This is a genomic window from Enterococcus sp. DIV0724b (assembly GCF_050531475.1).
Lineage (GTDB): Bacteria > Bacillota > Bacilli > Lactobacillales > Enterococcaceae > Enterococcus_L > Enterococcus_L haemoperoxidus.
In genome coordinates this window covers 900899-921082 of record NZ_CP172890.1, presented here as the reverse complement: position 1 = coordinate 921082, position 20184 = coordinate 900899, and the positions used below count along the sequence as shown (strand labels likewise).

The window sequence follows — 20184 nt, the reverse complement described above, 5'->3', positions numbered from 1 at the left end:
AATGGTCAGCAGACTGTTTGACTTTAGAACAATGACTTTAATACATGATTAGTCTTATTATGAAAGGACGTGTTTTATCCTATGATTTGTCAAAATTGTCAACAAAATCCAGCAACGATTCATTTGTACGCAAATGTTAATGGCCAAAGAAAACAATTGGACTATTGCCAAAGTTGCTATCAAAAATTAAAAGCACAAGCAAATGATAATCAACCAACAATGTCTCAACAAGATCCATTTGGTTTTGGAAGTTTAGATGATTTATACCGCTCACTGTCTCGTCAAATGCAAGAACAGCAAGGGAATCCTAACGGTCAAATCCCTCCTACTCAATTTGGGGACGGAAATGGCTTTAACGGAGGTCAACCGCCAAGAGGAGGGGCAGGTCAATCTAACGGGCTATTAGGTGAATATGGCATCAACATTACAGAAGCAGCTAGAAACGGCAACATTGATCCTGTCGTTGGCCGTGATGAAGAAATCAAACGTGTGATTGAAATCCTAAATCGCCGCACGAAGAATAATCCTGTCTTGATTGGTGAACCTGGTGTCGGTAAAACTGCCGTTGTTGAAGGTTTAGCACAAAAAATCGTAGATGGCGATGTACCGCAAAAATTATTGGACAAAGAAGTTATTCGTTTAGATGTGGTTTCTTTAGTTCAAGGAACTGGAATCCGTGGTCAATTTGAAGAACGTATGCAAAAATTGATCGAAGAAATCAAGCAAGCAGAGAATGTCATTTTATTCATAGATGAAGTCCATGAAATCGTTGGAGCAGGTTCTGCAGGTGATGGTAACATGGATGCAGGGAATATTTTGAAACCTGCACTTGCTCGTGGTGAGTTGCAAATGGTTGGAGCAACAACATTAAACGAATACCGCATCATCGAAAAAGACGCTGCTTTAGAACGTCGGATGCAACCGGTTCGTGTAGATGAACCGACAGTAGATGAAACAATCGCTATACTTAAAGGTTTGCAAAAACGCTATGAAGACTATCATCATGTGAAATACACTGATGAAGCGATCAAAGCAGCCGCAATCTTATCGAATCGTTATATCCAAGACCGCTTCTTGCCTGATAAAGCGATTGATTTGTTAGATGAATCTGGTTCTAAAATGAACTTGACGATCCAAATCGTCGATCCTAAAACAATCGAAAAGAAACTAGCAGATGCCGAACAACAAAAACAACAAGCTTCAGCTGAAGAAGATTTTGAAAAAGCGGCTTATTATCGTGACCAAATCAATAAATTACAAACAATGAAAGACAAACAAATCAGCGATGAAGAAACACCTGTGATCGATGAAAAAAATATCGAAGCAATTGTCGAACAAAAAACAGGTATTCCTGTCGGTGATTTAAAAGAAAAAGAACAAACACAATTAAAAAACTTAGCTGTCGATTTAAAAGCACATGTTGTTGGACAAGATGATGCAGTCGACAAAGTATCTAAAGCAATTCGACGTAATCGCGTTGGTTTAGGCAAACAAAACAGACCTATCGGCTCATTCTTATTTGTAGGACCAACCGGTGTTGGTAAAACTGAATTAGCGAAACAATTAGCATATGAATTATTCGGCTCAGAAGATTCAATGATTCGTTTTGATATGAGTGAATACATGGAAAAACACAGTGTATCTAAATTGATTGGTTCACCTCCAGGTTATGTTGGTTACGATGAAGCAGGACAATTAACTGAAAAAGTACGTCGTAATCCATACAGCTTAATCCTATTGGATGAAATCGAAAAAGCGCATCCGGATGTCTTGCATATGTTCTTACAAATCCTTGATGATGGTCGTTTAACAGATGCACAAGGCAGAACAGTCAGCTTCAAAGATACGATCATTATCATGACAAGTAATGCTGGAACTGGTAATGTAGAAGCAAATGTCGGCTTTGGTGCTGCCCGCGCAGGACTTACAAAATCTGTTTTAGGACAGTTAAATAATTTCTTCACACCTGAATTCTTGAACCGTTTTGATGGAATCATTGAATTTAAGGCGTTGAGTAAAGAAAACTTGATGAACATTGTTAGCTTGATGTTAGATGACGTCAATAATTTACTTGCTCATCAAAAAATCCATATTGATGTTCCTACAGATGTCAAAGAAAAATTAGTTGATTTAGGCTATGACCCTGCAATGGGTGCACGCCCTCTTCGTCGGACAATCCAAGAACAAATCGAAGACGGTATTGCTGAGTATTTCCTAGATCATCCAGAAGAACATCAATTGATCGCCAAACTAAACGATGATGGAAAAATTATTGTTACTGGAGAAATCGCTGTAGATCCCAACGAGAATAACGACACTACATCAGAAGAAGAATAACATGTGAAGTCAATCAGGCAAACTGATTGACTTTTTTGTGTTTTCCAAGACAAATTTCTTTTTATTTAAGCTAAAAAAAATTATAATTAAGATGCATAGAATTTATATCAAATTTTAAAGAAGACTATTCCAGCTTTCTAAGTCTGTGAATACTCTGTTTTTTATTATTAACATACAAATAAAGAGTTAAACCGAGGTGAAAAAAATGAAATTAGTCAATGTAACTAACAGTTACAAACAGTTAGTCAATAAACAACTAGAAAATACCGATGCATACTTTGTCAAAGTTTATTCAGCGGGTAACACGACCGTCGTTTATTCAGAAGCTACTCAACATGCTGAAATCTTGGTTGTAAATAAAAAACGTGCTGTTCGTAAAACTGAAATCAATGAAATTCTAACTTACTTCTTGAAACGTATTCCAAAAGAAAAATACGACCGTGATCAAATTTCAATTATTGAATTAAAAGACGTTATAGAAATTTCGATTCCGATGACTTCTAGTCTTATTGAAAATTAGACACGTACAGCTAAAAAGCCAGTTTATCACTTATATGATAAACCGGCTTTTTTATTTAATTTAAGATGTGCTTTTTATAATAACAATATAGTTCCTCAATAGAGTTACTCATCAAAATATCCATAGCCGCTTCGACCTGTTCTTCTGTCCAATCGAACCATCTCAGTTCCAAAAGCATCTTAATTTCATTATCTGAGAATCTTTGTTTTATCACTTTCGCTGGATTACCACCAACAATCGTATAAGGTGGCACGTCTTTTATAACCATAGAACCTGCTGCGATTACAGCTCCTTCACCAATCGTAACACCTGGCATGATCATCGCATTCATCCCAATCCAAGCATCACTTTTAATGACTGTATCGCCTTTTGGTTCATAAGATTTTTCTACATGACTAGCAAAAGGATAAACAGTGATCCAATCTGGATGGTGATTGTGATTACCACCCATTAAAATCGTGGCACCACCTGCAATGCAAACATAATTTCCAATAATCAATTTATCTAGATGCCAGCCCATATCTCTGACAGGATCAAAGGCCGCTCTTGTTAATGGATCTCCCCATAAATAACGAACACAACCATCTTCAAAATTCTGATTGCTGTAGTAACCAGAATAATAAGAAAAATCACCGACCTCTATTAATGGATTCGTCACTAACTCTTTCAAATAGACTGTATCTGACCATTTTTCAAATTTATTATTGTTCTTCATTTTTCTTCCTCGCTTCTAAGTTAATTTACTATTTTGACTTAGAAGCTTACTACCACTGAAACATTTTTTAATAGTCTTAAACGACGACTCATATTTATCACTCCAATAATGTTGTTGATTATACGTATTTGTTGATTTAAAGTCAAATGATAAAAAAATCGTTCCTATCAAAAGAAAATTGATAAGAACGGTCAATAAAATAATCTTACATCAAACTCTTCAATTCAACATCTGGATATTTATCTGCAAACCAACGCATAGCAAATTGATTTTCAAATAAGAACAACGGCTGATCAAAGCGATCTCTTGCCAAGATATTCCGGCTAGAGCTCATGCGTTCATCTAAATCAGCTGGATCGATCCAACGAGCGATTTTCGAGCCCATTGGTGTCATGATTACTTCTGCATTATATTCATTCAGCATACGATGTTGGAACACTTCAAACTGCAATTGTCCTACCGCGCCAAGAATATATTCTTCTGTTAAATACGTTTTATACAACTGAATTGCACCTTCTTGAACGAGTTGATTAATCCCTTTATGGAATGATTTTTGTTTCATCACATTTTTGGCACTAACTTTCATAAATAACTCTGGTGTAAATGAAGGTAGCTCTTCGTACTGAACTTTTAATTTCCCTTCAAATAGCGTATCCCCAATTTGGTAATTACCCGTATCATAGATCCCGATAATATCTCCTGCTACAGCTTCTTCTACATTTTCTCTAGCATCAGCCATAAATTGGGTTACGTTACTTAATTTGATTTTTTTACCAGTTCTGCCAAGTGTCACATCCATCCCACGTTCAAAAGTACCTGAACAGATACGAACAAAAGCAATACGATCTCGGTGGGCAGGATTCATGTTTGCCTGAATTTTAAAGACAAAACCTGAAAACTCTTCTTCATAAGGGCTAACTTCTTCTCCCTCTTCTGTCTTATGACCATATGGTGATGGCGCAAATTGTAAGAAGGTTTCTAGCATTGTTTGTACACCAAAGTTAGTTAACGCTGAACCAAAGAAAACTGGCGTTTGATCGCCACGAGCAATTTTTTCCGTATCAAACTCGTCTCCTGCTTCAACCAACAATTCAACTTCTTCTAACACTTGTTTGTACACACTATCTTTATGCAACGGTAAATCACTTGGAATATCACCATCTACTAATGGAATGAAACGTTCGCCATTATTGTTTTCAGGTCGGTAAACTTCTACACGCTTGTTGTAGATATCATATAATCCTTCCAAGCCTTTTCCCATACCGATCGGCCAGTTCATTGGGTAAGATTCGATATCTAGCAATTCTTCTAATTCTTCAAGCAACTCTAACGGTTCACGACCATCTCTATCTAATTTATTGATAAAGGTAAAAATCGGTATTCCACGTTTTTTGACAACTTGGAATAATTTCTTTGTTTGAGCTTCAATCCCTTTGGCGCTATCGATCACCATGACAGCACTATCCACGGCCATCAACGTTCGGTACGTATCTTCTGAAAAGTCTTCGTGTCCAGGTGTATCCAGAATGTTCACACGTTTTCCATCATAGTCAAACTGCATCACAGAACTGGTTACAGAGATTCCTCTTTGTTTTTCAATTTCCATCCAGTCAGACTTTGCAAAGTTTCCTGTTTTCTTTCCCTTGACAGTACCTGCTTGACGGATTGCTCCACCAAATAATAAAAGCTGTTCTGTAATCGTTGTTTTACCAGCATCCGGATGGGAAATAATCGCAAACGTACGACGGCTATCTACTTGTTCTTTTAAATGTGGATTATTCATTTGTTACTCCAATCTATTATTATTTTCTAAGAAAAAATCATTATTATTTATTTAAAGGATCTCTACATCGGAAAATTCTCCTTACTCTTTATTATTCAACTAGTGTAGTATATCATGGAATTACAGTAGTTTTCAAAGTCTTTAGCTAAGTTTCAAAAAAATCAAAGAGACCAAAGTAAAATTCAATGAATTTTGCTTTGATCTCTATTAATTGGGGAAGAAATTGATCTTAATAGTTATTTTGCTAAAAGACTAGCATTATTACTAAAAATTGCTTTACAGTTAGCTTAGGTTAAGTATAAAGTTATGGACTTAATTGTGCAAATGTCTGTTTTTTTTGCTAAACCGTTGTATAACACTGTTATTTCGTTATTTATATAGATCACAGTTCTTATTAATTATACTTATAAGTATTTAACATTGTTATTAAACCATATATTTTTTTATAAATTATTCAAATTAGTTCCATACTTTTCACTATATTGATAAACTTATTTTAAAGGAGGAATAAAATGCTAGAATCGATGATGTTAGAAGACACCGCTAAACGTAAATTGACACTATTTAAATTGTTGACCATATTTTCTAATAAGCAACATAGCATCAATTTTTTTGAAAAAAGGTTAGATTATTCTTATAGCCGAGTCGTTTATCTTCTAGAATTGATTCAACAAGATCTCACTAAAATGATTGGAAAAAAAGAAGAAATTTTACAAGTGAACGGTGTGCATTATAAACAAGATATTTCTTATGATATGTATTATCAGTTTTTGATTACCCAAAGTGTTCCCTATCAATTATTAATCTCGATTCTTTTTTATCCAAATGACAACTTAGCCAAATTTTGCGAGAAAAACTACCATAGTAGAACTACCGTTGTTCGAAAATCCAAGTTGTTAAGTGATTATTTTAAACGGTTCAACATCAAATTGAATATCTCTCAATTAAGCCTTTCCGGTGATGAAATGGTTATCCGAATAACATTGTACACACTGATCTGGTTAGCTTCACAAGGGACTAATCTACCAAAAATCAATAATAATCCAATCGATTATAAAAAAATCACCAAAATAATCAGTCCGTATTTCCCTGACAGTTACAGCTATTCAGCTCACAAACAAATCACCTTGATATTGGATATCGTTTATCTAAGAGTACACTCTGGAAATGTATTGACAGAAAAAACAACGATTGATCCTTATATTCCGTCAAATAAAACTTATACAAAAGCTTTATTTGGCGATCTGATCTGCGAGACAAAAACTTTGGAAGCAGAAGCTCAATTCGCAGCATATTTATTAATTTCTACACCAAATTTTTTCAGAAATAATGACTATCGACTATCATTGTTAAATATTTATTTAAAAGAACAGACAAATTCAGCGACTAAATTATTAGATGAATTTTGCACTTTATTTAGTAATGAGTTTGTCCCTAGTGACTTTTCTTGGAATGACGAACCCATTTTATTTGGAAATGTAGCAAATATTATTTTATCTGCTTCAATTATTGAACAACCCTTTCCAACTTTGTTTCATTTGATTAATCATTCGCTTTATTCAAAAAATGAATATTACTACCGTTTATTCACAAAATTTAAAGCTTTATTTCAAAAAGTTTCAAAAAGAAAAAACTTTAGCTGGCTCAAAGATAATATTGAGCAATTATCAGACACATTAGCTGCCTTGTTAGTGCCACTTTATGAATCATTTCAAGTAAATAATATTGTACGGATTGCATTAATTGCAGAGTCTAATTACTTACTTGTCCAACCATTAACACAGTTTATTGAAGAGTTACCTTTTGTTCAATTAGTTGCTTATCAGGAGAATCAGTTATCTTCTTTTGACTTTATCGTCGCTACTTCTTCGTATTTAATACCAAAAGAATGCCAAAAACCATCATTTGTTTTTCGCTTTTCAGCTGATAACGACGATCAATATATTGGTCTCTACCAAGCGATCAAAACCATCCATAATAAAAAAGACATTAATTCTATTTAAACTAAAAAGGATAGTTCAAAACTAATCTCTAGTTTTGTCCTATCCTTTTTGACTTTTTTATCTTCTTGGTTCGTCATCTTCCATTTCTTTACGGAAAAAGCGACGGTATTCTTCTGGTTCTTCATCAACAATTTCTTCATCATGGAAAACCACTTTTAATGCTAAAACTCTTGTTCCTTCCATCTCTTCAGAAGTCAGTGTGATATTTCCAACGTCAAATGACAACTTCTCACCTTCATCAGGAATTGTGCCTAATGCTGTAATCAAGTATCCCGCCATTGTATCAACATCACTCATATGCAAATCTGTTCCAAATGCTTCATTGAATTCATCTATCAGCATTCTTCCTTGAATTAAATACTCGTGATCATTAATCTTAGAGTATAAATTTTCTACTTCATCTGTCTCATCATCGATTTCTCCAACGATTTCCTCTAATAGATCTTCTAATGTAGCTAAACCAACCACGCCACCATATTCGTCTAATAAAATAGCCATTTGATTTTGGGTTCTTTTTAGCTCATACAATAGATCATCGATAAAAATCGTTTCCGGGACAAAGAGCGGTTCTTGTATAATATTTTTTAATTGAATTTTGTCAAAGCCTAATTTATGGGCTGCTTTTAATAAATTTTTAGTATGAAGAACTCCAACGATTTTGTCTTTGTCTTCATTGTAAACTGGAATTCTTGAATAGTTTTCTGATAAAACGGCATCGATATTTTTTTGAATGTCATCTTCAATATCGATCATAAAAGCATCTGTACGAGGAACCATTACTTCACGAGCAACTTTTGTATCTAAAGAAAAGACACCTTGAAGCATTTCTAATTCATCGTTATCTAAAACACCTTCTGATTCCAACATATAACGCATTTCATCACGTGTCATTTTTGAATCAGCATCATCAAATTTCATCGGTGTAAGTTTTGAAAGTAGATCTGTTGAAGCTGATAATAACCATACGAATGGTTTGGCCACAACACCTATAACACGAACAAAACCCGATGTAGCTTGAGCTACTTCTTCTGATTTATTCATAGCAATTCGTTTTGGATACAACTCACCAAAAACGATTGATACATAAGTCAACAACGCTAAAATAATAATATTTGCAATATTTTTTGCAGCAGCACCGCCGCCTAGAACAGGAGCTAATTTTGCTGATAATGAATCAGCTAATGAGGCACCAGATAAAATATTAACTAAAGTGATACCAACTTGGATTGTCGATAAAAAGCTTGTAGGATCTTGCAAAACTTTTAATAATTTCTTAGCTTTTGCATCTCCTTCTTCTGCCTTTTGTTCGACACGATTCTTATTTACAGAAACTACCGCAATTTCTGAAGCTGCAAGAAAAGCGTTGATCAATGTCAAAACAACCAATAGCAAAATTTGCGCGATAAGCGACTGACTCTCGGGGTCAGCATTATTCATAATGTTTTCTCTCCTTAAATGTTTGCGGGAATGACTATACGAGCTTATTTAATTAAAAAAATTAAAATTGTTGAATATGATTTTTCTTATCCTATTCATTATATTTTTTCATAATAACTAGTTCGTAACGTAGACTATTCCCAAATCTAGAAAGGGTTACTTTCTTCGTTTTAAAAAAACGTGACTACATGATGTAGTCACGTTAAAATCGTATCACAAATGGCTTCCGATTTCAATATTCACAAACTATTTTTCCTTACTTGGTGGCGAATTTATTTCGCCGGCTATTTCAACGGCAGGTTCTTCTGTTGCTTTAGTTTGGCTATACATCGTATAAACATGGACAACAATTGTTTTACAGACTGCATAAAATGGTACTGCTAAGAAAATACCTAAAAGTCCAGCAATATTTCCTGCGACAAGTAAAATAATAATAATCGTCAATGGATGAATTTGCAAAGATTTACCAATCACATTTGGGTAGATAATATTGCCATCGATTTGTTGTACGATCAACACAACTAGACAACAAAGTAATGCTTTAAACGGTTCATCAAAAACTGTGACAAAAACTGCAGGGGCAAGACCGATGTATGGTCCTAAGTATGGAATCAAGTTGGTCACACCAGCAATTACGCCAAATAAAAATGCATAACGGACACCGATCAATGAATAACCGATAACAGTAAATGTTGCAACGAATAAACATTCAATCGCCTGACCACTAATATAACTTGATAAGGTTTTATTCAATTTACCTAATAATTCAACAATGTCATCTTGGCGCTTTTCAGGTAAAAATCGTTTAACTCCTGGAACTATGCGATCCCCATCTTTTAACATATAAAATAAAATGAATGGAGCTGTGACAATAATGATCGTCGTTGAGGCAACCGTTGATACGATTGAACCTAAACTACTGGATAATCCGCTAATAAACTGTTGAATAATATTGCCATAAGAAATATCCAGTTGATCAATATATTTTGGCAAGTCAAAATCTTTAAAAATAGGCAACTCAGCCATTTGATAAACCCACGCCTCAACCCCTTTAAATACATCCGGCATGTTAGAAGCCAAACTAGATAGTTGCGAAACCAAGCTTGGAATCACACTTACTAAAAGCAATACAAGTGCTACGATCAAAAGTAAAAATACGATCAAAATCGCAAAAATTCGTTTCATATTCGTTTTCATCAATAAATTGACGATTGGATTTAAAATATAATACAAAAACCCAGCTACCAAAACTGGGGCAAATAATGTTGAAAAGAATGTTCCTATCGGTGTAAAGATAAAATTGATCTTTGATGATACAAAAATCAGCGTTGCAATCACCAATAATTCTGCTGACCAAAAAAATAATTTTGACTGTCTTAATTTTTCAAACAAAGATGATCCTCCTTTAGCATTAAAAAATTCTCTGTTATTCTTTTTACAAAAAATAATTGCTTGTTTATAGATTCTAGCATACATTTTCCTAAATAAGATAGCAATACTTCTTTGTACCTATTTTTGATCTCCATATTTTCTCAATTCATACAAAAAACATCCGCTAAATTGGATAATACGGATGTTTTTTGCAGAAAATTTTAATTACAAAAATAAATTTATTTTTTGAAAAATCCTTTTACTTTATCAGCCAAACTGCCTGCATCAATCTCGGGAATCATGGCTTTTAACTTTTCATAATGTTCACCAAGATCATCTTTGTGGTCATCAAGGAACTGTTTAGCTTTTTCAAAATTTCCTTCACCAACCAAGTCTTTTACTTTTTGCACGATTTCATCTGTATTCATTATGCACACAACCTTCCGTTTTTTTGTTATTTATACTGTACACTGCTGATACTTTTTTTACAAAAGATAAACACCAACCAATATCAACGTTCTAATGTCTGATTTTTTGGGGTATAATAAACGAAATACTTATAAGAGAGGTGCTAAATGAAAATCGTCCACACTAAAGATACTATGAGTGATATCTACTTAGATGCTGTTAAAATCCGCCGGCAAGTTTTTATGATTGAGCAAGGTGTTCCTGGTGAGATTGAAATTGATAAATACGAAGCGGCTTGTATTCATTTTGTTTTGTATGGTGATAATAACGAAGCTATTGCTACTTGTCGTTTGTTGCCGCTAGAAAATGGATTGATAAAATTACAGCGTATGGCTGTTCAAAAAGATTTTAGAGGGAATGATTATGGGCGTTTGATTGTAGCTAGTGCTGAACAGTTTGCAGACGAGCAAGGATACAATGCGATCACTTTAGGTGCACAAATCACAGCTCTTGGGTTTTATGAGAAAATGGGCTATACCAAGGAAGGCGAAATGTTTCTTGATGCAGCTATTGAACATTATCAGATGAATAAACGATTTTAGATTTCAAGTAAAAAAGAAGTCAAAGCAAAACTTAATCAGTCTTGCTTTGACTTCTTTTCTCACTTTGCATCTTACATTGGCTATTTCTTTGACAGCTCTTGATAACGCTTATACCAGATATCCACATAAGCTTCAGAGAAGGGACCTTTTTCGTTATTAATCCAATCGACTAGCGTCTTAACATTTTCTTTTAGAATAAAATCGATATCTTCTGGATAATCCATAATTTTACTGTGAAATTCATACTCATCCACATCCAATAATCGTTTTTCGCCATCAGGAAAAACTTTGATATCCAGATCATAATCAATATACTTCAATGCTTCATCATCTAAAAGATAAGGTGATGCTAAATTGCAGTAATAAGAAACCCCTTTTTCTCTAATCATCGCTATTATGTTGAACCAGTATTTTTTATGGAAATAAACGATAGCTGGTTCCCGAGTAACCCAACGGCGTCCATCAGACTCTGTTACCAAAGTATGATCGTTCACGCCGATTAAAGAATACTCGCTTGTTTTTAATACCATAGTATCACGCCATGTTCGATGCAAATGCCCATCGTGTTTGTAACTTTGGATCGTTACAAATTCACCTTCTTTTGGAATTGCCATAGTCCCCCAACTTTCCCTAGTACGAAAAATCATTTCTAAAAGCTACTAACTTTTCGTTTGGGTGTTCATTACACCGATATCAACATAATTATATCATAATTTTCAACTTTGCATACTAAGGAGTTTGGTTTCTCATCACAATGAAGGGGAACTATTAAAATAAATGGTTTGATTTTAGTTTTTTTGAAAGTTAATTGGTCATGATTTTGAAGAGGAGCGGGGTCTATACAGAGCTAGACATTTCTTGTGTTCCGACAACAGGTTCACCTATATTATTTCAATCCACTAGCTCTATACAGAGCTAGACCCTGTGTAATCGGGTGTAGATCCTTGATCTGTTTATTTCAATCCACTAGCTCTATACAGAGCTAGACTGTGAAAATGCTGCAAATACCTACCATATTTCCACTATTCAACTATTAATCACAGTATAACATTAAATTAAAATGAGAAAAACCCTGTTTTTCCAACTAAAATCAGCAAAATTTTGGTGCGGACCTCCTAGGGGTTTTATGGGCACTTAGGGTTCGCACCTCAACTTATTCTTCTATTTTAAATTCTTGTTTATAAAGTTCTACCATTTTTTGCTGAGGCTTAGGAAAAACATAATTTTGAAAGTCTTCTTTTTTTGACCAAATTTGATTTTCACCTGTATCTAGCTTCCCAGTTTGGCGTCCATAGAAAACTAAAATATGCCATTTTAAATGGCTAAAAATATGAATAACCTCTCCTAGAGATCGCTTTTGCCAAACAACTTGAGAATAATCTTCAAAAATTGCTGTTTTTTCTTCAGCAACTAAAAGCGGTTCTTCAAAATCAAATGATAACTGTTGCTCTTCTCTAACCGATGTCTTTTGTAGAAAATCAAAACGCTCTTTACTAACTTCTTCTATTGGAAATAACCACATATTAGCCAATAATCCTTTTGCACTACGCTGACTCAGTAAAAATTCTTGCTCTTTATTTTCAATAATTCCACCGACATAGTAGACATCTTTTGGTTTCAACTTTTTTGATTTGACTGGAAAATTCGTCATTGTATTATTCTGATAGCTCAAACAATAAGACTGAATCGGGCATTCTTCGCACTTTGGCGACGTTGGCGTACAAATTGCTGAACCTAAGTCCATCATAGCTTGGTTAAAATCACCAGGACGATTTTGATCAATGATTTTATACATCGCTTCTTCAAACACCTTGCGGCTACTAGGTTTGGCAATGTCATCACTGATTTCAAACAAACGGCTCACAACACGCATAACATTGCCATCAATTGCAGGTTCCGGGATTTGAAAAGCTATACTGCCGATTGCACCTGCCGTATACGGTCCAATTCCCTTTAATTGACGAATTTCTTCAATTGTTTCAGGCATCTGACCATTAAATTCTGTCATGATTTGTTGCGCTGCAACCTTTAAATTTCTTGCTCTAGAGTAATAACCTAAACCTTCCCAAGCTTTTAACAATCGCTCATCTGGTGCTTCAGCTAAATCCTTGATTGTCGGAAACCACTCCATAAAACGATAATAGTAATCAATCACTGTATCAACTCGAGTTTGCTGTAGCATAATTTCTGAGATCCAAATGCGGTATGGATCTAAATTGACTCGCCAAGGTAAATTTCGCTTTTCCTTTTCATACCAGGTGATAAATTCTTCTTGAAATGACTGGAGTTTATCATCACTCCACGTCTCCCAATATTTTTCATTCTTCATTCTCTAATTCCTTTTCATCAAAATATTGCTGAATCAAATCTGAGTCAAAACGTTTTTGGAAAAGTCCTTGTTTGACTTTCATTAGGCGTTTATAAGAATCTAATTTACGATGCTTTTCCCATAATTTATCGCCTTCTTTTCTGATCACATCTAATTCTTGGTCTTCATCTTTTTCAAACGATAACTCTTCTAAAGCCAAATCGATCACTTCACGATTAAACCCTTTTTGCATCAGATGCATTTGAACTTTTTGCAAAGCATCTTTGAAACTCTTTGTTCGATAACGTCTCATTGCTTTTTCAGCAGTTGCTTTTGCTACTTCTACTTGTTCGTCCATAGTATAAAAAGTTAACCCATGTTGAATGTCTTCGTCATTCAAGCCTTTTCGTTTTAATTGTTGTTCAATCATTTTGGGTCCTTTATCACTTGTTCGCATTAAGGTTCGAACATAACTTTCACTAAATATTTTATCGTCTAAAAGGTTCATTTCTTCTAAGCGAATCACGATGTTTTTTCGATCTTCTGGTAAAATTTCCTTTTCTTTCAAGTAATCTAAAATTTCTTTTTTTGAACGTAATTGGTAGCTTAAATAATTTAAGGACATTTGCAAGCCCACATCATAAGAACCAGCTTTTTTTATTTTCTCGACCATTTCATCCGATAATTCTTGTCCTTTTAACAAACGTTGTCGGACTAAGGTATCCTCAGATACACGTAATTTTTCTCCTGAAGATAGCCAGATAAGATAAAACTGACCTTTGTCTTTTGTAATTTTCGTGATTGTTTCCATCTTTCTCCGCCTTTCTAGTGAGAACGTATATTCTACTATAACATAAAATTGACAGAAGCTAAACTAGGCAAATTGTGCTAAAATAAGAACTATCGATATATTTGATTAATGGATCTACGGATCAAAAGGATGGAATTATGACCACACAACTATTAAAAGAAGGACAAACGATTCCTTTAAAAATAAAACGTTTAGGTATCAACGGTGAAGGCATCGGCTATTATAAAAAGACCATCGTTTTCGTACCTGGTGCTTTACCAAAAGAAGATGTCTCTGTAGAAATCACAAAAATAGCTCCACGTTTTGTGGAAGGGCAATTAAAAAAAATTGTAAAAGCAGCACCTGAACGTGTTGTACCGCCTTGTCCAGTTTACGAAGCCTGTGGCGGATGTCAGCTGCAACATTTGGCTTATCCGGCACAACTACTCTTTAAAAAAGATCTATTAAAACAGTCACTAAATAAGTTCAGACCAAGAAACTATGAACATTACCATTTACCAAAAACAATCGGCATGAAAAATCCTTGGAATTATCGTAATAAAGCACAATTTCAATTGCGGAAAATCGATGGTGAAGTTGAAGCAGGACTTTATCAAGCGGAATCTCATCGTCTAGTTCCAATCGATGATTGTCTCGTTCAACAACCTGCAACAACCAAAGTAATGAATGCTTTGGTAGAATTATTGAACAAATACCAATTACCAATTTATAATGAACGAAAAAATAGCGGCATCTTCCGAACTTTAATGGTTCGTGTCGGTGTTAAAACAGATGAAGTTCAAGTGGTATTTATTACGCAATCCGTAAAATTCCCACAGAAGAAAGCCTTAATTGAGGAGATCACACAACATCTTCCAGAAGTTGTTTCTATTATGCAAAATGTTCAAAACAAAAGAACATCAATTGTTATGGGCGATGAGACAATCCATGTCTGGGGGAAAGAGAGTATTGAAGAGCAAATCAACGAAGTAACCTTTGATTTATCTCCTAGAGCTTTTTTCCAGCTAAATCCAGAACAAACAGAAGTATTATATAATGAAGCTGTAAAGGCTTTAGATTTACAACAAAATGAAACCGTTGTTGATGCCTATTGTGGGGTTGGAACAATTGGTTTAAGTATCGCTAAACAAGCCAAAGAAGTTCGTGGAATGGATATTATTCCAGCGGCGATCGAAGATGCTAAGTTGAATGCTGAACGCTTAGGCGTTACGAATACCCATTATGAGGTTGGAACAGCTGAAGAATTGCTCCCTAAATGGCTTCAGAGCGGTTTTAAACCTGATGCTATCATCGTTGACCCTCCTAGAACCGGATTGGATCAAAAATTACTAAAAGCTATTTTAAAGCAGCCTCCTAAAAAGATGGTCTATATTTCTTGTAATGTCTCAACACTTGCAAAAGATTTAGTTGATTTGGCTAAAGTCTTTGACGTGAAGTATTTACAATCAGTTGATATGTTTCCACAAACAGCGCGATGTGAAGTCGTCGTGAAATTAACTAAGAGATAATTTGATAATAAAAAGATCCAACAATCAAAAAAATCTGGTTGTTGGATCTTTTTTAAGCTCACTGCTAAAGTACTTCCACTATGCATCAAAAAAAGTTAAAGATTTCAAAGGATTTATTGTTTAGTTAATTAAACACAATTACTAAATGATTTACGTTATAGAAAAAAAGGCTAAGAGAATTTAATCTCCTAGCACTTTTTCTTATTGATTCATTTAGTTTTTACCTACAAAAAATGATACTACTGCAACTAAAATCACAGCACCAATAATTGACGGAAACAATGCCATACCGGCAACTTGAGGTCCCCAACTTCCTAGAAGTGCTTGACCAATCGATGAACCTACAAGACCTGCAATAATATTGAAGATCCAACCCATTGATTTACCTTTACTTGTGATCGCTCCAGCAATTGCTCCGATAACGCCACCTACGATTAAAACCCATAACCAATGCATACATATGACCTCCCTTACAAATAAAATAATGTTAAAAATGATTACTTAATTATGCTAACAGATTATTTATTTTCTTGCGAAAGAAATGCACTTAAAATAAATTTATATCATTTAATTATCATTTTTATTTCATCTCATCTATTGCATGAATCGTCACATGATTTTTAGTACCGCAACTTTTGCAATCGTAGTGAAGATTTATTTCATCATCTACCAAAATATCATCACATTTTAATTCAATTTCATTATCTGAAAGCGTCAATTCTCCTAAAGGAATGTTTACTCTTTGATGATCTGCTTTGTCGGTTCTCGTATTCAACAAAAATTTACCCACCATTTCATTTTCGCAATTTTTACAAGTTACAGCAACGCTGATTTCTCTTTCCATCTTAAGCTCTCCTTCATTTTTTATCAAATAGATGATTATACATCTATAATTTTAAACGCCTACTAAAAAAAATTCGATTGATATGCTCTAAGCTTAATTTAGGCAAACAAAAAAAGCTAGAATCCAAATGGATTCTAGCTTGAAAGTTAATCTTAAAAAGATTATTTTACTGTGATTGAAGCGCCAACTTCTTCTAAAGCAGCTTTTAAAGCTTCTGCTTCATCTTTAGAAACGCCTTCTTTGATTGGTGCAGGAGCGCCATCAACTACTGCTTTAGCTTCTTTCAAGCCAAGACCAGTTGCTTCACGAACTGCTTTGATTACTTTAACTTTTTGATCGCCTGCAGAAGTTAATTCTACAGTGAATTCAGTTTGTTCTTCGCCAGCTGCTGCTGGTCCTGCTGCTGCTGCTACAGGAGCTGCTGCAGATACGTCAAATTTTTCTTCAATAGCTTTTACTAAGTCGTTTAATTCTAAAATAGTTGCGCCTTCTAATTCTGCAACAATGTTTTCAATGTTCAATGCCATTATGGTTTCCTCCGTTTTAATAATTCATTATTTTTTTAATTTAGTTTGTTACTAGGCTGCAATTATGCAACTTCTTCTTTTTCTGCCACTGCTTTGACAGCGTAAGCCACTTGTCTGACTGGCGCTTGTAATACAGATAATAGCATAGAAAGTAGTCCATCGCGACTTGGAAGTTTTGCTAAAGATGTCATTTCTTCTACTGAAGATACTTTACCTTCAATAACGCCACCTTTAATTTCCAATGCTTTGGCAGTACTTGCGAATTCGTCGATGATTTTAGCAGGTGCTACTACATCGTCGTTACTGAAAGCGACTGCTGTAGGTCCTGTAAATACTTCGTCCAAGCCTTCTAGTCCAGCTTTTTTGGCTGCACGTGAAAGGATAGAGTTTTTGATAACTTTCATTTCAACATTTGCATCACGCAATTGTTTACGTAAGTTCGTCACTTCCTCAACAGTTAAACCACGGTAGTCAACGATGACTACAGAAGCTGCTGCTTGGAACTTAGCTGTTGCTTCTTCGACTAGGGTTTCTTTTTTAGCGATTGCTGCTTCACTCATTTATTTTCACCTCCTGATTATTGATGGAGAAGCCTAAATTGTAATTAATACAAAATAAACTCCATGCCACCGTTGACATAGAGGGACGTAATTGTATGTATCAACAATTGTCCTCGGTAGGAAATTAAGACTTACGTCACCTACTGTCTTCGGTACAGTTAATTATTAACCTCAACTACCTTACCATGGTAAAGGTAGTTGAGTCAAGTAAAATTTCTAATTGTCTAGTTTCATGAACTAGCTTTGCTAATTAAAACGAAGCTTGGTCAACGTGGATTCCAGGTCCAAATGTAGTTGTTACTGAAATGTTCTTGATATATTGACCTTTAGCTGCTGATGGTTTAGCTTTCAACAATACATCGTTGATTGTATTGAAGTTTTCTAGTAATTTTTCATTATCGAATGAAACTTTACCAATTGGCACGTGGATGTTTCCAGCTTTGTCAACACGGTAAGTTACTTTACCAGCTTTTACTTCGTTAACAGCTTTTGTTACGTCCATTGTTACAGTACCAGTTTTAGGGTTAGGCATAAGGCCTTTAGGACCTAAGACACGACCTAATTTACCAACTTCAGCCATCATGTCTGGAGTTGCTACAACTACGTCAAATCCAAACCATCCGCCTTGGATTTTTTGAACCATATCAGCGTCGCCTACGTAATCAGCACCAGCTGCTTCAGCTTCTTTCGCTTTTTCGCCTTTAGCGAAAACTAAAACGCTTTGTGTTTTACCAGTTCCGTTAGGTAATACTACTGCACCACGGATTTGTTGGTCTGCTTTTTTAGGGTCTACATTTAGACGGTAAGCAACTTCAACAGTTGCGTCGAATTTTGCAATATTTGTATCTTTAGCCAAAGCGATTGCTTCTGCTACAGGGTAAACTTTTGTTGCTTCAACTTTTTTTAATGCATCTTGCATTTTTTTGCTTTTTTTAGCCATTTTGTTTCCTCCTTGATTGTGGTTATAACGGTCGAACCTCCCACGTAATTCATATCTTTGAATATGAAATAAACTGAGAAGCTACTTCTTTGGGTTCTATAGAATAAAAATTATCCTACAGTGATTCCCATGCTTCTTGCAGTTCCTTCAACCATGCGCATAGCCGCTTCAACGTCTGCTGCGTTTAGGTCTGCCATTTTAAGTTCAGCGATTTCTTTTACTTGATCTTTAGAAACATTCGCTACTTTATTTTTGTTTGGCTCACCAGAACCTTTTTCGATTTTTGCAGCTTTTTTCAATAATACTGCAGCTGGTGGTGTTTTCGTAATAAATGTAAATGAACGGTCTTCATATACAGAAATTACTACTGGAATGATTAAACCAGCTTGATCAGCTGTACGAGCGTTGAATTCTTTAGTGAATCCCATAATGTTGATACCCGCTTGACCTAGTGCTGGACCTACTGGCGGAGCTGGTGTTGCTTTACCTGCAGGAATTTGCAATTTAACTAATTTTTCTACTTTTTTTGCCACGAGACATACCTCCTTGGGTCCGTGATGTGGTTAATTGGAGATGAAGATTTCTCCTCCCACGTCATTCTTTGACGAATCAAAGAAATTCTGCATGCAAAAATGCACACTCAAATAGTATACTCTGCTTCTGATTAAATTTCAATACCTTTCTATTCTTTTTGCACATAGAATTATGTTTAGAAATGAGAGAAAGATAAGTTTTTCTCGCATTTTTATTACCGTTCTAGTGTATTCTCTTTAATTATGATAGACTTTCGTTAGAAAAATCCTGATTCAAACAAAAGGATAGGTGAATAAACAATGGAAAATTTACGTTATAAAAGTGTTTTTGACATCATTGGTCCGGTAATGATTGGTCCAAGTAGTTCGCATACTGCTGGCGCTGCTCGTATTGGTAAAATCGTCCGTAGTATTTTTGGTGAACAACCAGATACTGTTGATATCTATTTATATGAGTCTTTTGCTAAAACGTATCGTGGTCATGGAACAGACATTGCCTTGGTTGGCGGTTTATTAGATATGGAACCAGATGACGAACGGCTTGCTGATTCGTTAAAGATTGCTCATGAACAAAATATGGAGGTTCTATTTGTTCCGCTTAAAGAAAAAGCTGAACACCCAAATTCAGTCAAATTACTTGTTTCTAAAGGAGATCGAAAACTTTCAGTTACAGGAATATCGATTGGCGGCGGTAATATTCAAATCTCAGAACTGAACGGTTTTAAAATTTCTCTGACGATGGGGACACCCACATTTATTATCGTACATCAGGATGTACCAGGAATGATCGCTAAAGTTACCAATCTGTTATCTGATACAAACATCAATATTGGCACGATGACTGTAACACGGGAATCAAAAGGTGAAAAAGCGATCATGATCATCGAAATCGACCATGCTGATATTGGTGATATTACAATGAAATTAGTCCAAATCCCTCATATTTATAGTGTAAATTATTTTGATTAATCTAAATT

The 20184-nt window shown here is 34.9% G+C and carries 20 protein-coding genes and 1 other annotated feature; of the genes, 6 read left to right on the top strand and 14 right to left on the bottom strand.

What is annotated here, in order from left to right:
- Positions 1-81 precede the first annotated feature (81 nt).
- Together IGJ02_RS04325 and IGJ02_RS04320 are read left to right on the top strand one after the other, a co-directional pair.
- Positions 82-2337, top strand: a complete 2256-nt coding sequence (locus tag IGJ02_RS04325; protein WP_010760594.1) for an ATP-dependent Clp protease ATP-binding subunit — start codon at positions 82-84, stop codon at positions 2335-2337.
- A 205-nt stretch (positions 2338-2542) separates the two neighbouring features.
- Positions 2543-2857 (top strand): DUF1827 family protein, encoded by a 315-nt coding sequence (locus tag IGJ02_RS04320; protein WP_010760593.1) that lies wholly within the window; start codon positions 2543-2545, stop codon positions 2855-2857.
- Positions 2858-2912: 55 nt separating this feature from the next.
- On the opposite strand, the gene IGJ02_RS04315 is transcribed toward IGJ02_RS04320, so the two are convergent.
- A complete protein-coding gene (locus IGJ02_RS04315; protein ID WP_010760592.1) occupies positions 2913-3572 on the bottom strand; it encodes a CatB-related O-acetyltransferase in 660 nt (219 codons plus the stop codon).
- A 205-nt stretch (positions 3573-3777) separates the two neighbouring features.
- Positions 3778-5355 carry a peptide chain release factor 3 gene (locus IGJ02_RS04310; RefSeq protein ID WP_010760591.1) on the bottom strand — a complete coding sequence of 526 codons (1578 nt, stop codon included), beginning with the start codon at positions 5353-5355 and terminating at the stop codon, positions 3778-3780.
- A 512-nt stretch (positions 5356-5867) separates the two neighbouring features.
- Between IGJ02_RS04310 and IGJ02_RS04305 the strand changes: the two genes are divergently transcribed.
- A complete protein-coding gene (locus IGJ02_RS04305; protein ID WP_430603416.1) occupies positions 5868-7358 on the top strand; it encodes a helix-turn-helix domain-containing protein in 1491 nt (496 codons plus the stop codon).
- A 57-nt stretch (positions 7359-7415) separates the two neighbouring features.
- Here the strand turns inward: IGJ02_RS04305 and IGJ02_RS04300 are convergent, their stop codons facing one another.
- The 3 genes from IGJ02_RS04300 to IGJ02_RS04290 form a co-directional block, all read right to left on the bottom strand.
- A complete protein-coding gene (locus tag IGJ02_RS04300) occupies positions 7416-8795 on the bottom strand; it encodes a hemolysin family protein (RefSeq protein ID WP_010760589.1) in 1380 nt (459 codons plus the stop codon).
- A gap of 246 nt (positions 8796-9041) precedes the next feature.
- Positions 9042-10187: an AI-2E family transporter gene (locus IGJ02_RS04295; protein ID WP_010760588.1), complete on the bottom strand. Its 1146-nt coding sequence runs from the start codon at positions 10185-10187 to the stop codon at positions 9042-9044.
- Positions 10188-10405: 218 nt separating this feature from the next.
- On the bottom strand, positions 10406-10594 hold the full coding sequence (locus IGJ02_RS04290; RefSeq protein ID WP_010760587.1) for a hypothetical protein: 189 nt from the start codon (positions 10592-10594) through the stop codon (positions 10406-10408).
- Between the two features lie 147 nt (positions 10595-10741).
- Here IGJ02_RS04290 and IGJ02_RS04285 point away from each other — a divergent pair, with 147 nt between their 5' ends.
- On the top strand, positions 10742-11176 hold the full coding sequence (locus tag IGJ02_RS04285; protein WP_010760586.1) for a GNAT family N-acetyltransferase: 435 nt from the start codon (positions 10742-10744) through the stop codon (positions 11174-11176).
- Between the two features lie 80 nt (positions 11177-11256).
- Here IGJ02_RS04285 and bph read toward each other — a convergent pair whose 3' ends face one another.
- From bph to recX, 3 genes are all read right to left on the bottom strand, one after another.
- Positions 11257-11790, bottom strand: coding sequence for a biofilm phosphatase Bph (gene bph / locus IGJ02_RS04280; protein WP_025872814.1), 534 nt, complete (start codon positions 11788-11790; stop codon positions 11257-11259).
- 539 nt (positions 11791-12329) lie between these two features.
- On the bottom strand, positions 12330-13505 hold the full coding sequence (mutY, locus tag IGJ02_RS04275; RefSeq protein ID WP_010760584.1) for an A/G-specific adenine glycosylase: 1176 nt from the start codon (positions 13503-13505) through the stop codon (positions 12330-12332).
- Complete coding sequence (gene recX, locus IGJ02_RS04270) at positions 13495-14295, bottom strand: recombination regulator RecX (RefSeq protein ID WP_010760583.1); 801 nt, start codon at positions 14293-14295, stop codon at positions 13495-13497. The genes mutY and recX overlap by 11 nt, the downstream gene beginning before the upstream one ends.
- A gap of 137 nt (positions 14296-14432) precedes the next feature.
- On the opposite strand from recX, the gene rlmD reads away from it, so the two are divergent.
- The gene (gene rlmD, locus IGJ02_RS04265) at positions 14433-15803 is read left to right on the top strand and encodes a 23S rRNA (uracil(1939)-C(5))-methyltransferase RlmD (protein ID WP_430603415.1); all 1371 of its coding nucleotides are present in this window, start codon (positions 14433-14435) and stop codon (positions 15801-15803) included.
- A 213-nt stretch (positions 15804-16016) separates the two neighbouring features.
- Here rlmD and IGJ02_RS04260 read toward each other — a convergent pair whose 3' ends face one another.
- From IGJ02_RS04260 to rplK, 6 genes are all read right to left on the bottom strand, one after another.
- Entirely contained in the window at positions 16017-16259 is a 243-nt protein-coding gene (locus IGJ02_RS04260) for a GlsB/YeaQ/YmgE family stress response membrane protein (protein WP_010760581.1), read from the bottom strand.
- 124 nt (positions 16260-16383) lie between these two features.
- The gene (locus IGJ02_RS04255; protein WP_010760580.1) at positions 16384-16647 is read right to left on the bottom strand and encodes a hypothetical protein; all 264 of its coding nucleotides are present in this window, start codon (positions 16645-16647) and stop codon (positions 16384-16386) included.
- Positions 16648-16808: 161 nt separating this feature from the next.
- Positions 16809-17174, bottom strand: a complete 366-nt coding sequence (gene rplL / locus IGJ02_RS04250) for a 50S ribosomal protein L7/L12 (RefSeq protein WP_010760579.1) — start codon at positions 17172-17174, stop codon at positions 16809-16811.
- 62 nt (positions 17175-17236) lie between these two features.
- Positions 17237-17734 carry a 50S ribosomal protein L10 gene (gene rplJ / locus IGJ02_RS04245; protein WP_430603414.1) on the bottom strand — a complete coding sequence of 166 codons (498 nt, stop codon included), beginning with the start codon at positions 17732-17734 and terminating at the stop codon, positions 17237-17239.
- Positions 17735-17777: 43 nt separating this feature from the next.
- Positions 17778-17905 (bottom strand) — a sequence feature (ribosomal protein L10 leader region).
- A 79-nt stretch (positions 17906-17984) separates the two neighbouring features.
- Positions 17985-18674, bottom strand: coding sequence for a 50S ribosomal protein L1 (gene rplA, locus IGJ02_RS04240; protein WP_010760577.1), 690 nt, complete (start codon positions 18672-18674; stop codon positions 17985-17987).
- A 110-nt stretch (positions 18675-18784) separates the two neighbouring features.
- Positions 18785-19207: a 50S ribosomal protein L11 gene (gene rplK / locus IGJ02_RS04235; protein ID WP_069645399.1), complete on the bottom strand. Its 423-nt coding sequence runs from the start codon at positions 19205-19207 to the stop codon at positions 18785-18787.
- Between the two features lie 300 nt (positions 19208-19507).
- Here rplK and sdaAB point away from each other — a divergent pair, with 300 nt between their 5' ends.
- Positions 19508-20176 (top strand): L-serine ammonia-lyase, iron-sulfur-dependent subunit beta, encoded by a 669-nt coding sequence (gene sdaAB / locus IGJ02_RS04230; protein ID WP_010760575.1) that lies wholly within the window; start codon positions 19508-19510, stop codon positions 20174-20176.
- Positions 20177-20184 lie beyond the last annotated feature (8 nt).

Excerpts from the sequence above, each read along its gene's own strand:
- IGJ02_RS04325 (WP_010760594.1), top strand. The coding sequence starts at position 82 with ATGATTTGTCAAAATTGTCAACAAAATCCAGCAACGATTCATTTGTAC.
- IGJ02_RS04320 (WP_010760593.1), top strand. The coding sequence starts at position 2,543 with ATGAAATTAGTCAATGTAACTAACAGTTACAAACAGTTAGTCAATAAA.
- IGJ02_RS04315 (WP_010760592.1), bottom strand. The coding sequence starts at position 3,572 with ATGAAGAACAATAATAAATTTGAAAAATGGTCAGATACAGTCTATTTG.
- IGJ02_RS04310 (WP_010760591.1), bottom strand. The coding sequence starts at position 5,355 with ATGAATAATCCACATTTAAAAGAACAAGTAGATAGCCGTCGTACGTTT.
- IGJ02_RS04305 (WP_430603416.1), top strand. The coding sequence starts at position 5,868 with ATGCTAGAATCGATGATGTTAGAAGACACCGCTAAACGTAAATTGACA.
- IGJ02_RS04300 (WP_010760589.1), bottom strand. The coding sequence starts at position 8,795 with ATGAATAATGCTGACCCCGAGAGTCAGTCGCTTATCGCGCAAATTTTG.
- IGJ02_RS04290 (WP_010760587.1), bottom strand. The coding sequence starts at position 10,594 with ATGAATACAGATGAAATCGTGCAAAAAGTAAAAGACTTGGTTGGTGAA.
- IGJ02_RS04285 (WP_010760586.1), top strand. The coding sequence starts at position 10,742 with ATGAAAATCGTCCACACTAAAGATACTATGAGTGATATCTACTTAGAT.
- bph (WP_025872814.1), bottom strand. The coding sequence starts at position 11,790 with ATGGCAATTCCAAAAGAAGGTGAATTTGTAACGATCCAAAGTTACAAA.
- mutY (WP_010760584.1), bottom strand. The coding sequence starts at position 13,505 with ATGAAGAATGAAAAATATTGGGAGACGTGGAGTGATGATAAACTCCAG.
- recX (WP_010760583.1), bottom strand. The coding sequence starts at position 14,295 with ATGGAAACAATCACGAAAATTACAAAAGACAAAGGTCAGTTTTATCTT.
- rlmD (WP_430603415.1), top strand. The coding sequence starts at position 14,433 with ATGACCACACAACTATTAAAAGAAGGACAAACGATTCCTTTAAAAATA.
- IGJ02_RS04260 (WP_010760581.1), bottom strand. The coding sequence starts at position 16,259 with ATGCATTGGTTATGGGTTTTAATCGTAGGTGGCGTTATCGGAGCAATT.
- IGJ02_RS04255 (WP_010760580.1), bottom strand. The coding sequence starts at position 16,647 with ATGGAAAGAGAAATCAGCGTTGCTGTAACTTGTAAAAATTGCGAAAAT.
- rplL (WP_010760579.1), bottom strand. The coding sequence starts at position 17,174 with ATGGCATTGAACATTGAAAACATTGTTGCAGAATTAGAAGGCGCAACT.
- rplJ (WP_430603414.1), bottom strand. The coding sequence starts at position 17,734 with ATGAGTGAAGCAGCAATCGCTAAAAAAGAAACCCTAGTCGAAGAAGCA.
- rplA (WP_010760577.1), bottom strand. The coding sequence starts at position 18,674 with ATGGCTAAAAAAAGCAAAAAAATGCAAGATGCATTAAAAAAAGTTGAA.
- sdaAB (WP_010760575.1), top strand. The coding sequence starts at position 19,508 with ATGGAAAATTTACGTTATAAAAGTGTTTTTGACATCATTGGTCCGGTA.